This window comes from Actinoplanes oblitus, assembly GCF_030252345.1.
Lineage (GTDB): Bacteria > Actinomycetota > Actinomycetes > Mycobacteriales > Micromonosporaceae > Actinoplanes > Actinoplanes oblitus.
Map to the genome: position 1 here is coordinate 4,736,342 of NZ_CP126980.1, position 17,068 is coordinate 4,753,409.

Here is a 17,068-nt window from a genome sequence, read left to right on the forward strand (position 1 = left end):
TTGCTAGTCCCATTCGGCGGCGAGCCGGCCGATCTGGGCTAGCTGGTGAGGATCCGCACCCGGGCCTGGCAGCCAGGCGTGCAGCACGTCGAGTTGCTCGGCGGGTTTGCCGTCCTGCCGGGCCGTCCAGGACAGCCTGCCGGGACCGCCTCGCCCGGAGCCCGGACCTCGACGAGGTGGGCGTCCCAGAGCGGGAAGCCGAAGGTGCCGAAACGGAACATGATCCCGTCGCCGAACTGCGGTCCGCCTCCGCCGGGAAGGATTCCCAGTTCACGCCGCATGGCTCCTCCTGTCCTCGGGCCGCGACGGTCCGCGGCGGTGACAAGACACTGTCATGCGACGGTGTGCCACCGCCTCTGACCAGAGACGGACTGGGGAAGTGCCGCCACTAAGCCCTTCGGCAGAGGAGCACCGGCCGGGATCCCGCCGCAGGCCGGTTCCCGACCACGCCGCGTGACCGGAGCGCCCTTACCTCCGGCATCACCAGGCTGACGGCAGGAAACTCAATCCGAAGCAACGCCAGTTTCGGCGCTACGACGCCTGGTACGCCCACGGCCTCGTCTAGTTTCCAGGGAAAACAATGATCCATACCTGCTGGCGCAACCAGCTGCCGTACGATCTCCGCCGGCGCCAACTCGCGCCCGCGTGAGGCCCGCGCGTCTGCGAGGTACCGTGTTCCCGTCGGCCGAAGCGAGCACGACAATCGCCCGCCGTAATCGGATCGGTGAGCCGGTTCCCCGGCGAGCAATGCGCAGCAGCGTCTGACCTTCCTGGTCACTGAGCCGCCGCACGCGTACTGGATCTGCCACCACCACAGCCTGACCGCCGCATCGCCGCCCAGCTGTCAGCCCCGACGGCGTGTCATCCAACACCCTGAACGTTCTTGGTCAGAGCACTAGCGGCGCCGCGAACTGAGCCGGCGGCGTCGCGAACTGAGCCGGCGGCGTCGCCGAGCCGATCAATTACGCCGCCGAGCTGAGCGGATCACCGCGGGATCAGGTCGGCGACCTCCTCCGGCAGGCCGGGCGAATAGCGGACATGACCCATTTCCGGTACGACGTGCAGCCGCGCCCCCGGGATCGCCGCGGGCCGGGACGGATCGCCGAACCGTTCGGTCCACAGCCGCAGCGGTCCGGAGGTGACGAATCGTTCCTCGGTCGCCAGCGCGCCCGGCACGCTGGCGTGCCGGGCGATGGAAAAGCGACCCCGCCAGAATCAGCGGATGCTGTTGCAGACCGTCTTCCAGGTCTTCACATAGTCGCGTTCCTGCGAGAAAAGTGTCGCGCAGTGCTGGCCGAACCGGGGTGCCGAGTAATATCCCCGGAAACCCCAGGCCTGCCCGGCGACGCTGAAATCGCCGAATTTCTTTGGGCCCTGGATGTGGTACACCCGTTTGCCGTCCGAGTCGTAGAAGTCGTGGTCGATCCAGAGGTTGTGGATCTGCCCGAAGTAGGTGAAGTTCGCGTCCACCGAGACGAGCCGGTTCCCGTGGCCGCCGAGGCTGCGGGTCTCCAGGGTCATCGTGCCGCGCGGCAGGCAGATCCCTTTGGCCACGTAGCAGGGGCCGAAGCCCTGCGTACGCTTCGCGTTCGCGCTCGCCGGCTGCCCGGCCGAGACCGCGGCGATCGCGACGGCGGCCGCGAGAACACCGATCCGCCGGCCCCAGCGTAGTTTGCCACCCATTGATCCACTCCCCATAGTCGATCGCACAATCGCGAGTGCGGCTGTGCTGGAAACAACCATATGGGCGTCGGCCAGAATCGAAATCGTCGGCGCAGTTCGAGGGCGCTGACCGGCGCGTCAGGACCGCCGTCATTTCGGTTTACCCCGTTGGTGAATGGCGCCGCCCGAAAAGTGAACGGCGCATTCACCGACGTTTCGCGTTACCGCTGCGAGAAAAGCTCGGCCCGGGTCGGCGGGGCGGCTCCGGCGCGGGCGACGGTGAGCCCGGCGACCAGCGCCGCGTGGGACAGCACCGCCCGCACCTGGTCGCCGGTCATGGTCCGCAGCCGGGGACGGGCGGCCGCGCCGAGCAACCCCCGCTCGCCCAGGGCGTCGAGCAGGCCGGACATGAAGGCGTCGCCGGCGCCGACGGTGTCGACGACGGTGACGGCCTCCGGTGGGACGGTCACCCGGGTGGTCCCGGTGACCGCCAGCGCGCCCTCCGCGCCCAGCGTCACGCAGACCAGGGCCGGCCCCAGGGCGAGCAGGTGCCGGGCGGCGCCCAGCGCCGGCATCTCCGGGTAGAGCCAGGCCAGGTCCTCGTCGCTGGCCTTGACCACGTCGCTGCCGGCCGCGATGGCCTCCACCCGGAGCCGGCAGCCGGCCGCGTCGCCGACCAGCGACGGCCTGATGTTCGGGTCGTAGCTGATCGTGGTGGTGGCCGCACGGTCGCGCGGCAGCCGTGCGACGTCGTCGCCGCCGGGCGCCATCAGCGCCGCGATCGACCCGGTGTGCAGGTGCTCGGCGGCCTCCTCCGGTGCCGGGCCGCCCGGCCAGCGCGGCCAGTCGACGGTGAAGTCGTAGTGCGCCGACCCGTCCGGCCGCAGCCGGGCGAGGGCCCGCGACGTCGTCCCGGCGACCGGGGCCAGCAGCTCGACACCGGAGCCGGTGAGGTGCTCGCGCAGCAGGTCGCCGGCCGGGTCGTCGCCCAGGTGGGTCCAGAGCCCGACGTCGTTGCCGAGCCGGGCGAGCCCGGCGGCGACGTTGGCCGGGCTGCCGCCGGGCAGCTCGCGAGGCGCGGCGCCGGGTTCCGCGATGACGTCGAGGATCGACTCGCCGACGACCAGGAAGCGCCTCATCGCACGGCTCCCGTCGCGCACGCCGCGGCCAGTCCGGGGGCGAGCGGAGCGCGGGGGATCAGGGTCGCCTGCACGGCGTGGTAGAGGTCGGGTTTGCCCGGCCAGGTCGAGGTGGCCGGCCGGTTGGCGGTGTCCAGCTCGTGCCACCACGAGCCCTGCCGAAGATCGAGGAAATGCTCGCGTACGTACGCCGACCAGGTCCGATACCACTGGGCGAAGTCCGGATCGCCGGTGCGCCGGTACAGGGCGGCGGCCGCGGCGATCGCCTCGGCGGCGACCCAGTGCATCCGCTGCCGCACCACCGGGGTGCCGTCCCAGTCGGTGGTGTAGACGAAGCCGGCCGCGCCGTCGGCCGCCCACCCGTCGGCGACCGCCCGCCGGAACAGCGCGGTCGCCGCGGGCAGCAGCCAGTCCGGTGCCCGCTCGCCGAGGGCCGCCTCCACGTGCAGGATCAGCCGCGACCATTCCAGGGCGTGGCCGACCGTCGCGCCGAACGGCTTGAACGGGTCCCGCGGGCGGTCCCGGTGCTGGTCCAGCCGGGGCTGCCATGCGGCGTCGTAGTGCTCCGGCAGCCGCCAGCCGTGCTCGCGGCCCCAGCCGATGGTCCGTTCGGTGATCGCCAGTGCCCGGTCCAGGCACTCGCGCTGCCCGGTCGCGTCGAAGGCGGCGAGCATCGCCTCGACCGCGTGCATGTTGGCGTTCAGCCCGCGATACTCGTCGAGCCGCTGCCAGCCGGTGTCCCACTCGTCGGCGAACATCCGCTGCGCCGGGTCCCAGAACCGCCGCACCAGCGTGTCGATCGCCTCGGTCAGCAGGGCCGGCGCGCCCGGGCGGCCGGCGAGCGTGGCCGACGCCGCGGCCAGCACCACGAAGGCGTGGTCGTAACAGGACTTCCCGGCGGCCGGCACCCCGTCGGCGGCGACCGAGGGATGCCAGCCGCCGTGGCGGCCGTCGTGCAGCACCCCGGTCAGCCCGGCCAGCGCGGCGTCCGCGAGCGCTGCGGCGCCGGGGACGCCGAGCAGCTCGGCCAGGCTGTAGACGTGCGCCATCCGCGCGGTGATCCAGGTGTGCACCGGCGCGCTCGTGTCCGGCGTGCCGTCGGCGCGCAGCCAGGCGGCGCCGCCGAGCGGATGCGCGAAGTCGCGGCCGAAGTCGAACAGCCGCCCGGTCTCCGCGGCGAGCCAGCCGGTGTCCGGCAGGGGTGTGGCCGAAGGCATCACAGATCTCTTTCTCTCAGAGGATCGAACACGATTCCGGTACGGTCGCCCGTGCTGTCCCGCTCCACGATGTGGGCCTGCGGAGCCTCGTACACCTGGTGCGCGGCGTGCTCGCGCATCGCGTCGAGCACGGCGTGCGCGGCGATCTCGCCGATCCGCCCGACGTCGTGACTCATCGCCGACAGCGCCGGCACGGCGAGCTGGCACTGCGCCGAGTCGTCCCACGCGACGACGGAGAGGTCCGCGGGCACGCTCAGCCCGTGCCCGCGGATCGTCGCCACGCCGCTGAGCGCCATGACGTCGTTGTCGTAGACGATCGCTGTCGGCCGTGCCGGCCCCGTGGTCAGCAGCCGTGCGGTGGTCACCCGCCCGGACTCCTGCGAGTAGTCGCCCTCGGCGCTGATCAGGGTCACCCCGCGCGCGGCGGCCTCGGCCCGGAAGCCGCCGAGCCGCAGCTGCGTGTGCGCCAGCGTGAGCGGCCCGCTGACGTGCCCGAGCACGGTGTGCCCGCGATCGGCGAGGAAGCGGACCGCCTCGCGGGCCGACCCCGCGTCGTCGGTCCAGACGGTGGGCAACCCGCCCGCCGTCGACGGGTCGCCGATCACCACGGCCGGCAGGCCGAGCCGGCGGACCAGCTCGACCCGCTCGTCGCCGGGGCTGAGGTCCACCATGATCACCCCGCCCACCCGCCGCCCGGCCGACCACTGCCGGTACGTGGCGCTCTCCGCCGCGTGGTCGGTGACCACCTTGACCAGCACCGAGATCCCGGCCCGGATCAGCAGCCGCTCCAGCCCCTCGAGGAACTCGTGGTAGTACGGCTCCTCGCCGAGCACCTGGGAGGCGCGGGCCAGTACCAGCCCGACCCGTCGTGGCGGCGGTGCCGCCGATTCCGTCACCTGGGACTCCTTTCTCATGGGGTGCGCCCGGGGGTGTGGCCGGGTGCGACGGACGCCTGGATCACCAGCACCGCCGCGCCGATCCCGGCGGCGTCGCGGGGCTGGGCGGAGATCTCGACGGTCACCCGGTGCTGCCGCCGGGAGTGCGCGGTGCGGTCCAGGTGGGTGCGCAACCGGCGGGCGAAGATCGACCCGGCCAGGGCCACGCCGGGGCCGGTGAGCACCAGCCGGCCCAGATCGAGCAGGTTCACCACCGACGTGGCGGCCACGCCGAGCCGGCCGGCTGCCTCGTCCAGCACCGCGTACGCGTCAGCGTCGCCGTTCACCGCGGCCCGGGCGATCGCCTCGTACGCGCTGGACTCGCTGCCGTCCAGGGCCAGCCGGTCCCGCAGCGCCGGGTTCCGGCGGGCGGCCAGCACCGTGGCACCCATCGACGCGTACTGTTGCACGCAGCCACGGTTCCCGCAGGGGCACGGGCGTCCCCGGTCGTGGATGGACAGGTGGCCGAACGCGCCGGCCCCGAACCCGGCGCCGCGGAACAACGCGCCGCCGAAAACCAGCCCGGCGCCGATCTCGCTGCCCAGGTAGACGCAACCGAACGCCTGCTCGCGGGAGACCCGCCGGCTCCAGAACTCGCCCAGCGCCGCCGCCGCGGCGTCGTTGTCGACCAGCACCGGTACGCCGATGCGCCGCACCAGCCCGGGCCGCACCCCGCCGGGCAGGGCGTCCGGCGCCACCACGGCCAGCCCCTCGATCCGGTCGGGGTCGAGGCTGAGCCCGGTCGTGAAGTGCTCGAACAGCTCGGCCAGCCGGTCCGCGCGCAGGGCCTGGTCCGGCGCCCGCGGCACGACCTCGCGGCCGACTACCCCACCGGTCAGGTCGACAGCGACGCAGGTGACCGTCTCCGGGCCGACGTGGAAACCGACGCCGAACCGGCTGGCCGGATTGATGGCGACGAGCCTGCGCCGCCGGCCGTGCGCCGAGTCCAGCGAGCCGATCTCGTGGATGATGCCGTCCGCGATCAGCTCGCGGACGATGTTGGAGATGGACGGCTGGGTGAGGCCGGTCAGGTCGACGAGCTCGCCCCGGCTGATGGTCACCGCCGAGCGGATGACGTCGACGACGAGGGCCCGGCTGCCCGGACCCGCCGCCGGCGCTTCTCGACGTGCCATGGCCCGCCACCTCCGATTCCGCACCCGATCGCGGGGTGGCGGACGGCCGCCCCGGCAGGAGACGGCTCAGATTACAGCACCGGATAAATTAATAATCTAATCTTGACACCGTCGTAACGCCGGTCTCATGCTGGGCGCTCCCAAGGGCTGCACCAGCAGGACGGATACCGGCATGATCAATAGAAGGACGTTCCTCGGCCTCGGCACTGTCGCGGCGCTGGCGCTCACCGCCGGCTGCACCGGCGGCGCGAGCGACGACACCGCCTCGACCGGCGACTTCTCCGGCGACATCAAGGGCGCCATCACGGTGCTGACCAACCGCACCGACCTGGTCGGCACCACGCTGCCGGAGTACGCCAAGAAGTTCGAGGCCAAGTACCCCGGAACGAAGGTCACCTTCCAGGGCGTCACCAACTACGACGACGACGTCACCACCCAGCTCGGCAGCGGCGACTACGGCGACGTGCTGATGGTGCCGAACCCGGTCGCCATCGACCAGTACAGCCAGTTCTTCGAGCCGCTCGGCACCCAGGACGAGCTCAAGGCCAAGTACCGGTTCCTCAGCCCGGCCACCTACCAGGGCAAGGTCTACGCGCTGTCGGTCGGCGGCGTCGCCAAGGGCTTCGTGATCAACAAGCGGATCTGGGCCAAGGCCGGGATCACCGCGCCGCCGAAGACCCCCGAGGAGTTCCTGGCCGGGCTCCAGGCCGTCGCCGCCAAGACCGACGCCGTCCCGTACTACACCAACTACAAGGACGGGTGGCCGCTCGCCGAGTGGAACACCCACCGGGCGATCCTGGGCGACCCGGGCATCAACGACAAGTTCCCGGCCGACGCCGAGCCGTGGCAGCCCGGGAAGATCCAGTACATCGAGGACAGCCTGCTCTTCGACATCGTGCACGACAAGCTCAGCGAGAAGGACCCGCTGACGACCAACTGGGAGAGCTCCAAGCCGATGATCGCCACCGGCAAGGTCGCGACGATGCTGCTCGGCTCCTGGGCCGTCCCGCAGATGCAGGCCGCCGCGAAGGACGCCGGCGCCGACCCGGCCGACATCGCGTTCTGGCCGTTCCCGTACCAGACCGGCGGCAAGTTCCACGCCAACATCGACGGTGACAAGCTCGCCGCGGTCAGCAAGAACTCCAAGAACAAGGCGACCGCCAAGGCCTGGCTGGACTTCTTCGTCAACGAGTCCGGCTTCGCCACCGACCAGCAGGCCATCCCGCCGGCCGTCGACCAGGCGCTGCCCCAGTCGCTGCGGGACTTCACCGCCACCGGTGTCGAGCTGGTCGAGACGCCGGCCGCGACCAGCAACGCCGGCAAGGAGGACGAGATCATCAAGGAGTCGGAGATCGACCTGAAGGGCCCGATCTACCGGCAGAAGATGGTCGACGTCGCGCGCGGCGCCGCCAAGGGCGACAAGGACTCCTTCTTCGCGGACCTGAACCAGCGGTGGAACAAGGCGCAAGCCAAGGTCATGAAGTGACGAGACCTGTCGTCGCCACCCGGCCCGCCGTCGCGGCGGGCCGGGCCCGGCGGAAGATCCCGCACAGCCCCTGGCTGTACGTCGCCCCGGCGCTGATCCTGCTGGTCACCTTCACCTACGTGCCGGTCGGCAACATGATCTGGTACAGCTTCCACAAGTGGGACGGCCTGGACGTCACCATGGACCCGGTGGGCCTGGACAACTACGTCCGGGTCTTCACCGACGAGCAGTACTGGCGGGTCTTCCTGATCAGCCTCTACTACTTCGTCGCCTCGTTCGCGCAGATCGCCATCGCCCTGTATTTCGCCGTGGTGCTCTCGTTCAACGTCCGGTTCAAGAATCTGTTCAAGGGCATCCTGTTCTTCCCGTACCTGCTCAACGGCGTCGCGGTCGGCTTCGTCTTCCTCTACCTGTTCCAGCCGGACGGCACCCTGGACACCCTGCTGCGGGTGGCCGGCCTCGGCGAGCACACCCACCTCTGGCTGGGCGACCCGGACATCGCGAACATCTCCCTGGCCGGCACCTCGGTGTGGCGGTTCACCGGGCTCAACTTCGTGCTGTTCCTCGGCGCGATCCAGTCCATCCCCGGCGAGATCTACGAGGCCGCGGAGATCGACGGGGCGAACCGCTGGCACCAGTTCCGGCACATCATCGTGCCCGGCATCCGGCGGATCATCAGCCTCTCGTTCATCCTGGCGATCTCCGGCAGCCTCAGCGTCTTCGAGATCCCGTTCATCATGACCGGCGGCGCGAACGGCACCCGGACGTTCGTCGTCCAGGCGTACCAGACCGCGTTCCAGTTCCGGCAGATCGGCCTGGCCTCGGCGATGGCGGTGGTGCTGCTGCTGATCGTCCTGCTCATCACCTGGGTCCAGCGCCGGGTGCTGCCCGACGAGGAGGTGACCCTCTCGTGACCACGATGACCCGCGCGCCCCGGCACGCCGCCGGCCACCCGGCCCCCCCGGCCAGGGCCGGCCGCGTCCGCGTCCTGGCGGCCACGGCGAGCACCGCGAAGTACCTCTCGCTGGCGCTGGCCTCCCTGGTGGTGCTCATCCCCCTGGTGGTCGTGCTGTTCGCCTCGCTCAAGACGCACGCCGAGTACAACACCACCGGCCCGCTCACGCCGCCGGCGAACTGGTTCAACTTCCACAACTTCGCCACCGCGTGGACCGCCGGCGACATGCTGCGCGGCTTCTGGAACACCACGTTCATCCTGGTGGTGTCGCTGACCGGCACGGTTCTCATCGGGACGCTCGCGGCGTACGCGATAAGCCGTTTCGTCTTCCCCCTCAAGCGGCTGATCCTCGGCCTCTTCCTGGTGGCCGCGCTGGTGCCCGGCGTCACCACCCAGGTCGCGACGTACCAGATCGTCAAATCGATGGGCTTGGTCAACACGTCGTGGTCGGCCATCGTGCTGTTCATGGGGACCGACATCGTCTCCATCTACATCTTCATCCAGTTCATGCAGTCGATCCCGCAGAGCCTCGACCAGGCCGCGATGATCGACGGCGCCGGCCGGTTCACCATCTATCGCAAGGTGATCCTGCCGCTGATGAAACCGGCGATCGCCACCGTGGTGATCATCAAGGGCATCGCCGTCTACAACGAGTTCTACATCCCGTTCCTCTACCTGCGCTCGCCCGAACTGAGCGTCATCTCCACAGCGCTATTCCGTTTCAAGGGCCCCTACGGCGCGCAGTGGGAGACCATCGCCGCCTGCACCATGATCGTGATCGTCCCGACCGTGGTGATCTTCCTGCTGCTGCAGCGCTTCATCTACAACGGCATCACCGCGGGAGCCACCAAGTGATCTCTGGACAAGACCTCGCCGGCGCGTGGGAGCTGCACGGTGACGACCTCACCGTGGCGGCCACAGTGCCCGGCTGCGTGCACACCGATCTGCTCGCGGCCGGCCGGATCCCGGACCCGTTCCTGGACGACAACGAGCACGCGGTGGCCTGGGTGGGCCGCGCCGACTGGACCTACCGGCGCGACGTGACCTGGACCGGCCCGGCGCACGAGCGGATCGACCTGGTCTTCGAGGGACTCGACACGGTGGCGACGGTGGAACTGGCCGGCACCACGCTCGGCAGCACCCGCAACATGCACCGTGGCTACCGGTACGACGTGACAGCCCTGCTCGACGGCACCCCGCAGCCGTTGACCGTGCACTTCGAGTCCGCGTACGCCGAGGCGGAACGGGTGCGTGAGCTGCTCGGGGCGCGCGACAACGCGTACCCGGAGCCGTTCAACTTCATCCGCAAGATGGCCTGCGGCTTCGGCTGGGACTGGGGACCGACCCTGGTGACCGCCGGCATCTGGCGGCCGGTGCGCCTGGAGGGCTGGAGCACCGCCCGGCTCGCCGAGGTCCGCCCGCTGGCGACCTTCGACGACGGCGTGGGGCGCCTGGACATCACCGTCGGTGTGCGGCGCACCCGCGAGCGAGACCTGCGGGCCCGGGTGCTGCTCGGGGACCGTGAGCTGGCCGTACTGGAAATCGGTTGTGATGAATCGGTGGCGACGGCGGCCGTCGACGTCCGCGGTGTGACGCCGTGGAATCCGCGCGGCTACGGGGACCCGGCGCTCTACACGCTGACCGTCGAACTGCTCGACGGCGACACCGTGCTGGATCGCTGGGAGCGGCGCACCGGCTTCCGCGGCGTCACCATCGACCGGACCGGCGGCGGGTTCGTGTTCCACGTCAACGGCGAGCCGGTGTTCGTCAAGGGCGTCAACTGGATCCCGGACGACATCTTCCCGTCCCGGATGACCCGGGAACGCTACCAGCGGCGGCTGCGCGACGCGGCCGGCGCCGGGGTCAACCTGGTCCGGGTCTGGGGCGGCGGCATCTACGAGGACCGTGCCTTCTACGAGGTCTGCGACGAGCTCGGCCTGATGGTCTGGCAGGACTTCCTGTTCGCCTGCGCCGACTATCCCGAGGAGGAGCCGATCTTCTCCGAGGTGGTCGCCGAGGCCCGGGAGAACGTGGCCCGCCTGGCCCCGCACCCGAGCCTGATCACCTGGAACGGCAACAACGAGAACCTGTGGCTGCACCAGGCCATGCCGTGGAACGCCGACGGCGCCTACCAGACCTGGGGTTCCCGCTACTACCTCGAGACGCTGCCGGCGATCGTGGCCGAACTGGACCCGTCGCGTCCCTATCAGGCCGGTAGCCCCTGGTCCGGGTCCTGGGAGCACGAGCCCAACTCCACCGAGCACGGCACCTTCCACTCCTGGGAGGTGTGGAACCGGGAGGACTACCTCCACTACCGCGACTCGACGCCGCGGTTCGTCGCCGAGTTCGGCTGGCAGGCGCCGCCGGCCTGGACCACGCTGCGTGACGCGGTCTCCGACGAGCCGATGCTGCCGGACTCGCCGGGCGTGCTGCACCACCAGAAGGCCGAGGACGGCAACGGCAAACTGGCCCGGGGCCTGGCCCCGCACTTCGGCGATCCGGCTCCGCTCAGCGTCGAGGCCTGGCACTACCTCACCCAGCTCAACCAGGTGCGGGCGGTCCGGACCGGCGTCGAGCACTGGCGCTCGCACTGGCCGCACACCGCCGGCACGATCCTCTGGCAGCTCAACGACCTGTGGCCGGTCACCTCGTGGGCGGCGATCGACGGCGCCGGGCGCTACAAGCCGCTCTACTTCGCCCTGCGCGAGATGTACGCGACGCGGCTGCTCACCATCCAGCCCCGCGACGGCGGCCTGGTCGTCGCGATCATCAACGACGAGCCCACCGAGTGGACCGGAACACTGCTGGTCTCCGCAGCCTCCCAGCAGGTCTCGGTCGCCCCGCGTTCGGTGACCCTGGTGCCGGTGCCCAGCGCCGACCTGCTCGTCGCCCAGCTCGACGACGCGCGAGCGATTCACTTCGGCACCGATGTCTCGTACGACGATCCGGCGCTGACCATCGACGTCGAGTCCGTGCCCGGTGGCCTGGACGTGCGGGTGCACGCCCTGGGGCTGGCCCGCGACGTGCTGTTGCAGGCCGACCGGATCCATCCGCGGGCCACCGTCGACCGCGGTTTCGTCACCCTGCTGCCCGGCGAGTCGGTGGTGTTCCACGTCCGCGCCCCGCTGGACATCGACCTCGACCCCGGCCTGGTGAAGGCGCCGTGGGTGCTCACCGACCTTGCCCGCGTGATGGCGTCCTGACGACCGCGGCGGTGCCCGCCGCCGGGCGGGCACCGCCGACTGTCATCGGCCGAGGTCGACGGCCCGGCGGCGCTCCAGGGCCTCGATGACGGTGACGCAGGCGTCGATGTCGTAGAGCCATTCGATGCTCTGCAGGCCGCCCGGGCTCTCCGCGTTGATCTCCACCACCTTGTCGCCGATCAGGTCGATGCCGACGAAGAACATGCCGTCGGCGACCAGCTTGGCGCTCATCGCGTCGATCACGCCGCGCTCGACCTCGCCGATCTCGAACGGCACCATCCGGCCGCCCTTGCTGATGTTGGCCCGGGGGTCGTTGCCGGTCGGCACCCGGCGGAAGGCGGCCGCCTTGCCGTCGTGCACGAGCAGCTCGCCCTCGAGGAGGAAGATCCGGGCGTCGCCGTGCTCGCCGCCGTCGACGAACTCCTGCGCGATGGCGTACCCGTCCTGCAGCACCGCCTCGGTGATCTGCGCGAGGTTCGGTTCCGCCGCGCTCGGCACCAGGAAGACGTTGCGGCCCTTCGCGCCGTACAGCGGCTTCACCACGCTGCGGCCGACCTCGGCGACGAACCGTCCGATCGCCGCCGGATCCCGGGTGACCAGCGAGCGCGGCCGGATCTTCTCCGGGAACTCCTCCAGGTAGAGCTTGCTCGTGGCGCGGATCAGCGACATCGGGTCGTTGACCACGGTGACACCCCGGTCCTTGAGCATCTGGCCGAAGACCGCGCCGAGCGGACTCGCCCACGGCCGCTGCTGCAGGTCGTCGATCGACTCGTTGCGCAGCCACAGGACGTCGAGGTCGTCCAGCACGAGGCGCTCGGCCTCGTGCTCCTTGACCGCGCCCAGGAAGCTCGCCAGGGTGTCACCCGCGCGGAACGGCGCGGGATGCGCGTGGGCCACCAGCCGCCCGTCGCTCTCACCGAGCTCGACGTCGCCGACCCCGAGATACCAGACCTGGTGACCGCCTCGGCTCGCCGCCAGGGCGAGCCGGGTCGTCGCGTACTCGTCGATCTCAGCGGCGACGTCATTGACGAAAAACGCGAGCTTCATGCGGATTTCTCTCCCTCGTAGAGGTCGGTGATGGACGTGCCGGCACGCAGCCGTTCCAGGCGCTCCGGAGCACCGGGCGCCTCCAGCCAGCGCGGCCGGATCCAGGGTTTCCGCAGCACTCCGCGGTCGAGTAGGTCCTGAACGAGCGGAAGATGATCGAGGGCGAGCTTGCCGACCAGCAGCGCGTCCAGGCTGACGCCGTCGGCGAACGCCTCCAGCAGGCGGCTGACGCCACGCAGGTAGATCGCGTCCTTGGCGGAACCGCCCGCGACGACCACCCGGATCGCGATGATCCAGGCGGTCCGGCGCGGGATCCGGTGCTTCTTGCGCAGCGACTCGAAGATGTCCAGGAAACCGGCCCCGGAGATCATCTGGTCGACGGCCACCACCCGTGCCGCCAGCACCCGCAGCCGCCGCGGATCGAGCCCGCCGGTCAGGTACTCGGCGAGCACCGCGAGACCCTCCTGCGTCTCGTCGTAGCCGGGCAGGCCGATGGTCAGCAGCTTCAGCGGCTGCCGGGCGCCGTTCTGGTAGGTCACCACGTGGGTGCCGACCTCGTGGTGCAGCAGCGGCTCCACCCGGTCCGCCCGGAACGAGGCGTTCGCCGGGATCAGCAGCCGGCCGAACGACACCATCAGCTCGGAGATGTCCTCCCGGACGTCCACGTTGACCGGGAAGTCCGGGTAGACGGCCCGGTACCGCTGGAACTCCTCGCGCGCCGCCTCGGCGAACGCGCCGGCGGTGACGGCCGGCGCGGTGGGGGACTGCGCCGGGATGGTGGCCAGCAGCTGCTCAGCGGCCGCCACCAGCGCCGGGGTGACCCCGCCGTAGAGCTGCAGCGACCCGTGCACGAACCGGGTGGTGTCCCGGTCCTCCAGGGCGGTGATCTGCCGCGCGATCTCGTCCCGCTTGGTCCGGAACAGCGTGTGCAGCGCGGGGTCGGTGACGTCCTCGACGGCGAGGTCGTACAGTTCCCGCCGCACCAGGTCCGGCTCGAACTCCAGCGGCCGCAGCCGCAGGGTGGGGACGGTGCCGAAGTCACTGCGCTCGAAATCCGCCCAGGCCTCGGCCGCGTTGACGGGCGTGAGGTTGAGCAGCAGGTCCACCCGCCGTTCGATCTCGGTCAGCCGTGCGTCGATGTCCAATGCGGGCCCGAGCCCGGTCACAGATGCCACGCCACCCACTTGCCCAGCCAACCTGCCGCGCAACCGTCGCCGGTCGAGCCTTCGGCGTAGTCGGCACGATCGGTCGCAGGTCCGGTGGCGGCGAAGCCCGGCAGGGGTGGGGACCGGGCCGGCCGGGGCACTGTGGATCCGTGCGAACTGATCGTCGTCGGCCGGATGGGTCACGACGCGGGCCCCGTGGACGACGGGCTCCTTCGACGGCTGCGGGTCGAACAGGCCCGGGCGCTGCTCTCCGAGGCCGACCCGCGGCGAGCCCGGCTCGCCGGGCTGGCCCGGACGATTCTGGACCGCTCGGGGTGAGGGCCGGCTAGCCGATGGTCAGCGGAGCGGTGTCCGGGGCGTGGGTGGCGGCGACCGCGGTGGCGGCGCGGACGAAGGCGGCCACCGACGGTGAGTGCGAGTTCTGCGGCCAGGCCACCACCAGGGTGGACGGTGCCAGGTCGGATACCGGCCGGTACGCGATGCCGGGGCGGTGGTGCCGCCGGGCCAGCGAGAGCGGCGGGAACCAGACCACGGTGCCCAGCTCGACCAGGTGGAAGATCTGGCCCAGGTCCTTGCAGGGCGGCCGGGTCCACTCCGGTGGCACCGCGCGGGTCTCGTCGTCGGCGTGGGCGCCGTCGGGCAGGACACGCCCGGCCAGGTCGGCCAGACGCAGTTCGGTACGGGCGGCGAGCGGATCGCCGGCCGCGAGCGCCACCAGGCGCGGCTCGCTCAGCAGCGGCTCGAAGTCCAGGCCACGCTCGTCGAAGGGCATCGGCAGGATCGCCACGTCGGCGCGGCCGTCCCAGAGCGCCGGCACCTGCTCGCCACGGCCGCCCATCAGCAGTTCCACCGGCTCGGCGGCCGGATCGCTCTGGTACTCGGCGAGCATCCGGGGCAGCAGACCGGCGTCGTAGTCCGGTTTGAACGCGAGCCGCAACGCCGGCGCCGCACGCCCGGCGTTGCGGGCCCGTCGATCGGCGGCGGTGACCGCGTCCAGCGCGGTGCGGGCGTCGCGCAGCAGCACCCGCCCGGCCGGGGTCAGCGTGACCTGTCGGGTGGTCCGCTCCAGCAGCTGGACGCCGAGCTGCCGCTCCAGCTCGCGGATCGCCCGGGACAGCGGGGGCTGCGCCATGCCGAGCCGCTCGGCCGCCCGGCCGAAGTGCAGCTCCTCGGCGACGGCGACGAAATACCGTAGCTGCCGGACCTCCAGGTCACTCATACCGCCACGGTATCAATGGCGACCGGATCGGTCCTTCAGTGTCGGCCGTGCCCGGCGTTGACTGATCGCATGTTCGTAGTGACCACACCCAGCGGAAACATCGGCCGTCAGGTCGTCCAGCAGCTCCTCGACCGGGACCAGCCGGTCCGGGTGGTCGTCCGGGATCCGGACCGGCTGTCCCCGGCCGTTCGCGAGCGGGTCGAGGTCGTCGCCGGCTCGCACGCCGAGCCCGACGTGATCACCGAGGCCTGTGCCGGTGCGGACGCCGTGTTCTGGCTCGTGCCGCCGGACCACCGGGTCGACGACCTGCGGCGGTACTACCTCGACTTCACCCGGCCGGCCGTCGACGCGTTCGGCAAGCAGGGCGTCGCCCGGGTGGTCGGTGTCTCGGCGCTCGGCCGTGGCACACCCTGGGAGCGTACGGCCGGCCACGTGACCGCCGCGCTCGCCATGGACGACCTGATCGCCGCCGGCGGTACGCCCTATCGTGCCCTCGCCAACCCGTCGTTCATGGAGAACACGCTGCGCCAGCTTCCCTCGATCATCGGGCAGGGCGTGCTCTCGTCGGTGCTCGCGCCCGACCGGCGGGTGCCCACCTGCAGCACCGACGACATCGCCACGGTCGCCACCCGGCTGCTGCTCGACGACGGCTGGACCGGGCACGGCGAGGTGCCGGTGCTCGGCCCGGAGGACCTGTCCGGGACCGATCAGGCCCGGATCATCAGCGAGGTGCTGGACCGGCCGGTCCGGTACGTGAGCGTGCCCGCCGACGAGTTCGAGGCCACTCTGCTGTCCCACGGCATGTCCGCGGCGGCGGCGGCCGGGATGCGGGAGATGGCGGTGGCCAAGAACGCCGGTCTGGACAACGGCGTACCGCGTACGCCGGAGAACAGCACACCCACCACGTTCCGTGACTGGTGCGAGCGCGTCCTCAAGCCGGCCGCCGATGCGCGGTAGTGCGCGTCGCCGCTACTCGGCGGCGCGACCGCCCGGATATTCCGCGTGAAGATCGCCGTCGAACAGGCGTGAGCAGAAGTGGTTCATCCGGGCGGCGGCCGGGGCGTGCCTGGCGATGATCTCCGCCACCGGCCGCGGCACGTCGACGGGGAGATCGCCGGCCGCCTACCGGTCGCCGGTGGGTGTCGCCGCGACCTCCGCCGGCTTCGCCGGAGCGTCCGCGATCCGGTCGAGCCACTCCACCAGCAGGCGCCGCTCGCCGTCGCTGAGCACCCCGAGCCGCGGCGCGAGAGCCCGCAGGGCCACCGCCGTCGCGGTGGGCCCCTGCGGCGCCCCGGCCGGGGCGTCCGTCAGGATCCGGCACAGCACCGCGTCCATCATCGCCTCACCGAGGCCCGGGTCCCGCACCTGCGGCGGCGTCGCCAGCAGGGTCTGCACGGTCCCGACGCCGGCGGCCTGGATGAGGTCGACCGCCCGCGCCTCGGGCACCCGGAGCCGTCCGGCCGCCGCCAGCCGATGGACACGCGCCTGTAGCACCTGCCTGCCCATCCGGGCGGCCGGTGAGCCGGCGACCCGGTCGGGGTCGCTCAGCAGGCGGAACACCGCCGGGTTGGCGAGGCCGAACGCGATCTGTTTGCGCCAGCTCTCGCGGAGATCGTCGAGCGGGTCGACGTCCGCCGCGGTGGCGGCCGCCGCGCCCGCCACCTTCTCGGACACGAACGCGGCCATGACGTGCTCGGCCACCGCCTCCAGCAGACCGTCCTTGTCGCCGAACAGCCGGTAGATGGTCGGCGCCTGGACCCCGGCCCGCTCGGCCACCCCGCGGGTCGTCACCGCGGCGGGCCCGCCGTGCCGCAACAGCCACGCGGCGGCGTCGACGATCGCCGCCCGTACGTCTGCCCGGCTCTTGGCCTCGTCACTCATGAACCAACGATAACACCACGTTGCT

General features: G+C 71.4%; 17 protein-coding genes. 6 read left to right on the forward strand and 11 right to left on the reverse strand.

The features are described from left to right. Positions 1-38 precede the first annotated feature (38 nt). The 7 genes from Actob_RS21235 to Actob_RS21265 all read right to left on the reverse strand — a co-directional run bounded on the left by Actob_RS21235 (position 39) and on the right by Actob_RS21265 (position 6,086). Positions 39-281, reverse strand: coding sequence for a hypothetical protein (locus tag Actob_RS21235; protein WP_284922063.1), 243 nt, complete (start codon positions 279-281; stop codon positions 39-41). A 703-nt stretch (positions 282-984) separates the two neighbouring features. Next, positions 985-1,176 (reverse strand): hypothetical protein, encoded by a 192-nt coding sequence (locus Actob_RS21240; protein ID WP_284922064.1) that lies wholly within the window; start codon positions 1,174-1,176, stop codon positions 985-987. A gap of 39 nt (positions 1,177-1,215) precedes the next feature. Further along, positions 1,216-1,683, reverse strand: a complete 468-nt coding sequence (locus Actob_RS21245) for a hypothetical protein (RefSeq protein ID WP_284922065.1) — start codon at positions 1,681-1,683, stop codon at positions 1,216-1,218. A gap of 200 nt (positions 1,684-1,883) precedes the next feature. Continuing rightward, positions 1,884-2,801 carry a carbohydrate kinase family protein gene (locus Actob_RS21250; protein WP_284922066.1) on the reverse strand — a complete coding sequence of 306 codons (918 nt, stop codon included), beginning with the start codon at positions 2,799-2,801 and terminating at the stop codon, positions 1,884-1,886. After that, positions 2,798-4,018 carry an AGE family epimerase/isomerase gene (locus Actob_RS21255; RefSeq protein ID WP_284922067.1) on the reverse strand — a complete coding sequence of 407 codons (1,221 nt, stop codon included), beginning with the start codon at positions 4,016-4,018 and terminating at the stop codon, positions 2,798-2,800. The genes Actob_RS21250 and Actob_RS21255 overlap by 4 nt, the downstream gene beginning before the upstream one ends. Then, positions 4,018-4,914: a LacI family DNA-binding transcriptional regulator gene (locus Actob_RS21260; RefSeq protein WP_284922068.1), complete on the reverse strand. Its 897-nt coding sequence runs from the start codon at positions 4,912-4,914 to the stop codon at positions 4,018-4,020. The genes Actob_RS21255 and Actob_RS21260 overlap by 1 nt, the downstream gene beginning before the upstream one ends. 14 nt (positions 4,915-4,928) lie before the next feature. Continuing rightward, complete coding sequence (locus Actob_RS21265) at positions 4,929-6,086, reverse strand: ROK family protein (RefSeq protein ID WP_284922069.1); 1,158 nt, start codon at positions 6,084-6,086, stop codon at positions 4,929-4,931. Positions 6,087-6,258: 172 nt separating this feature from the next. Between Actob_RS21265 and Actob_RS21270 the strand changes: the two genes are divergently transcribed. The 4 genes from Actob_RS21270 to Actob_RS21285 are packed head-to-tail and all read left to right on the forward strand — an operon-like array spanning position 6,259 to position 11,730. Further along, positions 6,259-7,572 (forward strand): ABC transporter substrate-binding protein, encoded by a 1,314-nt coding sequence (locus Actob_RS21270; RefSeq protein WP_284922070.1) that lies wholly within the window; start codon positions 6,259-6,261, stop codon positions 7,570-7,572. Next, positions 7,569-8,486: a carbohydrate ABC transporter permease gene (locus Actob_RS21275; protein WP_284922071.1), complete on the forward strand. Its 918-nt coding sequence runs from the start codon at positions 7,569-7,571 to the stop codon at positions 8,484-8,486. Before Actob_RS21270 ends, Actob_RS21275 begins: the two co-directional genes overlap by 4 nt. 5 nt (positions 8,487-8,491) lie before the next feature. Beyond that, on the forward strand, positions 8,492-9,382 hold the full coding sequence (locus tag Actob_RS21280) for a carbohydrate ABC transporter permease (RefSeq protein WP_284922359.1): 891 nt from the start codon (positions 8,492-8,494) through the stop codon (positions 9,380-9,382). After that, positions 9,379-11,730, forward strand: a complete 2,352-nt coding sequence (locus tag Actob_RS21285) for a glycoside hydrolase family 2 protein (RefSeq protein WP_284922072.1) — start codon at positions 9,379-9,381, stop codon at positions 11,728-11,730. The genes Actob_RS21280 and Actob_RS21285 overlap by 4 nt, the downstream gene beginning before the upstream one ends. 42 nt (positions 11,731-11,772) lie before the next feature. On the opposite strand, the gene Actob_RS21290 is transcribed toward Actob_RS21285, so the two are convergent. Together Actob_RS21290 and Actob_RS21295 are read right to left on the reverse strand one after the other, a co-directional pair. Then, positions 11,773-12,777, reverse strand: coding sequence for an ATP-grasp domain-containing protein (locus tag Actob_RS21290; protein WP_284922073.1), 1,005 nt, complete (start codon positions 12,775-12,777; stop codon positions 11,773-11,775). Further along, positions 12,774-13,952: a flavohemoglobin expression-modulating QEGLA motif protein gene (locus Actob_RS21295; RefSeq protein ID WP_284922074.1), complete on the reverse strand. Its 1,179-nt coding sequence runs from the start codon at positions 13,950-13,952 to the stop codon at positions 12,774-12,776. The genes Actob_RS21290 and Actob_RS21295 overlap by 4 nt, the downstream gene beginning before the upstream one ends. 165 nt (positions 13,953-14,117) lie before the next feature. Between Actob_RS21295 and Actob_RS21300 the strand changes: the two genes are divergently transcribed. Continuing rightward, positions 14,118-14,261, forward strand: coding sequence for a hypothetical protein (locus tag Actob_RS21300; protein ID WP_284922075.1), 144 nt, complete (start codon positions 14,118-14,120; stop codon positions 14,259-14,261). Positions 14,262-14,268: 7 nt separating this feature from the next. On the opposite strand, the gene Actob_RS21305 is transcribed toward Actob_RS21300, so the two are convergent. Further along, positions 14,269-15,162, reverse strand: a complete 894-nt coding sequence (locus Actob_RS21305) for a LysR family transcriptional regulator (protein WP_284922076.1) — start codon at positions 15,160-15,162, stop codon at positions 14,269-14,271. A 69-nt stretch (positions 15,163-15,231) separates the two neighbouring features. On the opposite strand from Actob_RS21305, the gene Actob_RS21310 reads away from it, so the two are divergent. Next, the gene (locus Actob_RS21310) at positions 15,232-16,119 is read left to right on the forward strand and encodes an NAD(P)H-binding protein (RefSeq protein ID WP_284922077.1); all 888 of its coding nucleotides are present in this window, start codon (positions 15,232-15,234) and stop codon (positions 16,117-16,119) included. 165 nt (positions 16,120-16,284) lie between these two features. On the opposite strand, the gene Actob_RS21315 is transcribed toward Actob_RS21310, so the two are convergent. After that, positions 16,285-17,043, reverse strand: coding sequence for a TetR/AcrR family transcriptional regulator (locus tag Actob_RS21315; RefSeq protein ID WP_284922078.1), 759 nt, complete (start codon positions 17,041-17,043; stop codon positions 16,285-16,287). Positions 17,044-17,068: the final 25 nt, after the last annotated feature.

Excerpts from the sequence above, each read along its gene's own strand:
- Actob_RS21265 (WP_284922069.1), bottom strand. The coding sequence starts at position 6,086 with ATGGCACGTCGAGAAGCGCCGGCGGCGGGTCCGGGCAGCCGGGCCCTC.
- Actob_RS21305 (WP_284922076.1), bottom strand. The coding sequence starts at position 15,162 with ATGAGTGACCTGGAGGTCCGGCAGCTACGGTATTTCGTCGCCGTCGCC.
- Actob_RS21255 (WP_284922067.1), bottom strand. The coding sequence starts at position 4,018 with ATGCCTTCGGCCACACCCCTGCCGGACACCGGCTGGCTCGCCGCGGAG.
- Actob_RS21315 (WP_284922078.1), bottom strand. The coding sequence starts at position 17,043 with ATGAGTGACGAGGCCAAGAGCCGGGCAGACGTACGGGCGGCGATCGTC.
- Actob_RS21250 (WP_284922066.1), bottom strand. The coding sequence starts at position 2,801 with ATGAGGCGCTTCCTGGTCGTCGGCGAGTCGATCCTCGACGTCATCGCG.
- Actob_RS21235 (WP_284922063.1), bottom strand. The coding sequence starts at position 281 with ATGCGGCGTGAACTGGGAATCCTTCCCGGCGGAGGCGGACCGCAGTTC.
- Actob_RS21280 (WP_284922359.1), top strand. The coding sequence starts at position 8,492 with ATGACCCGCGCGCCCCGGCACGCCGCCGGCCACCCGGCCCCCCCGGCC.
- Actob_RS21290 (WP_284922073.1), bottom strand. The coding sequence starts at position 12,777 with ATGAAGCTCGCGTTTTTCGTCAATGACGTCGCCGCTGAGATCGACGAG.
- Actob_RS21270 (WP_284922070.1), top strand. The coding sequence starts at position 6,259 with ATGATCAATAGAAGGACGTTCCTCGGCCTCGGCACTGTCGCGGCGCTG.
- Actob_RS21245 (WP_284922065.1), bottom strand. The coding sequence starts at position 1,683 with ATGGGTGGCAAACTACGCTGGGGCCGGCGGATCGGTGTTCTCGCGGCC.
- Actob_RS21300 (WP_284922075.1), top strand. The coding sequence starts at position 14,118 with ATGGGTCACGACGCGGGCCCCGTGGACGACGGGCTCCTTCGACGGCTG.
- Actob_RS21310 (WP_284922077.1), top strand. The coding sequence starts at position 15,232 with ATGTTCGTAGTGACCACACCCAGCGGAAACATCGGCCGTCAGGTCGTC.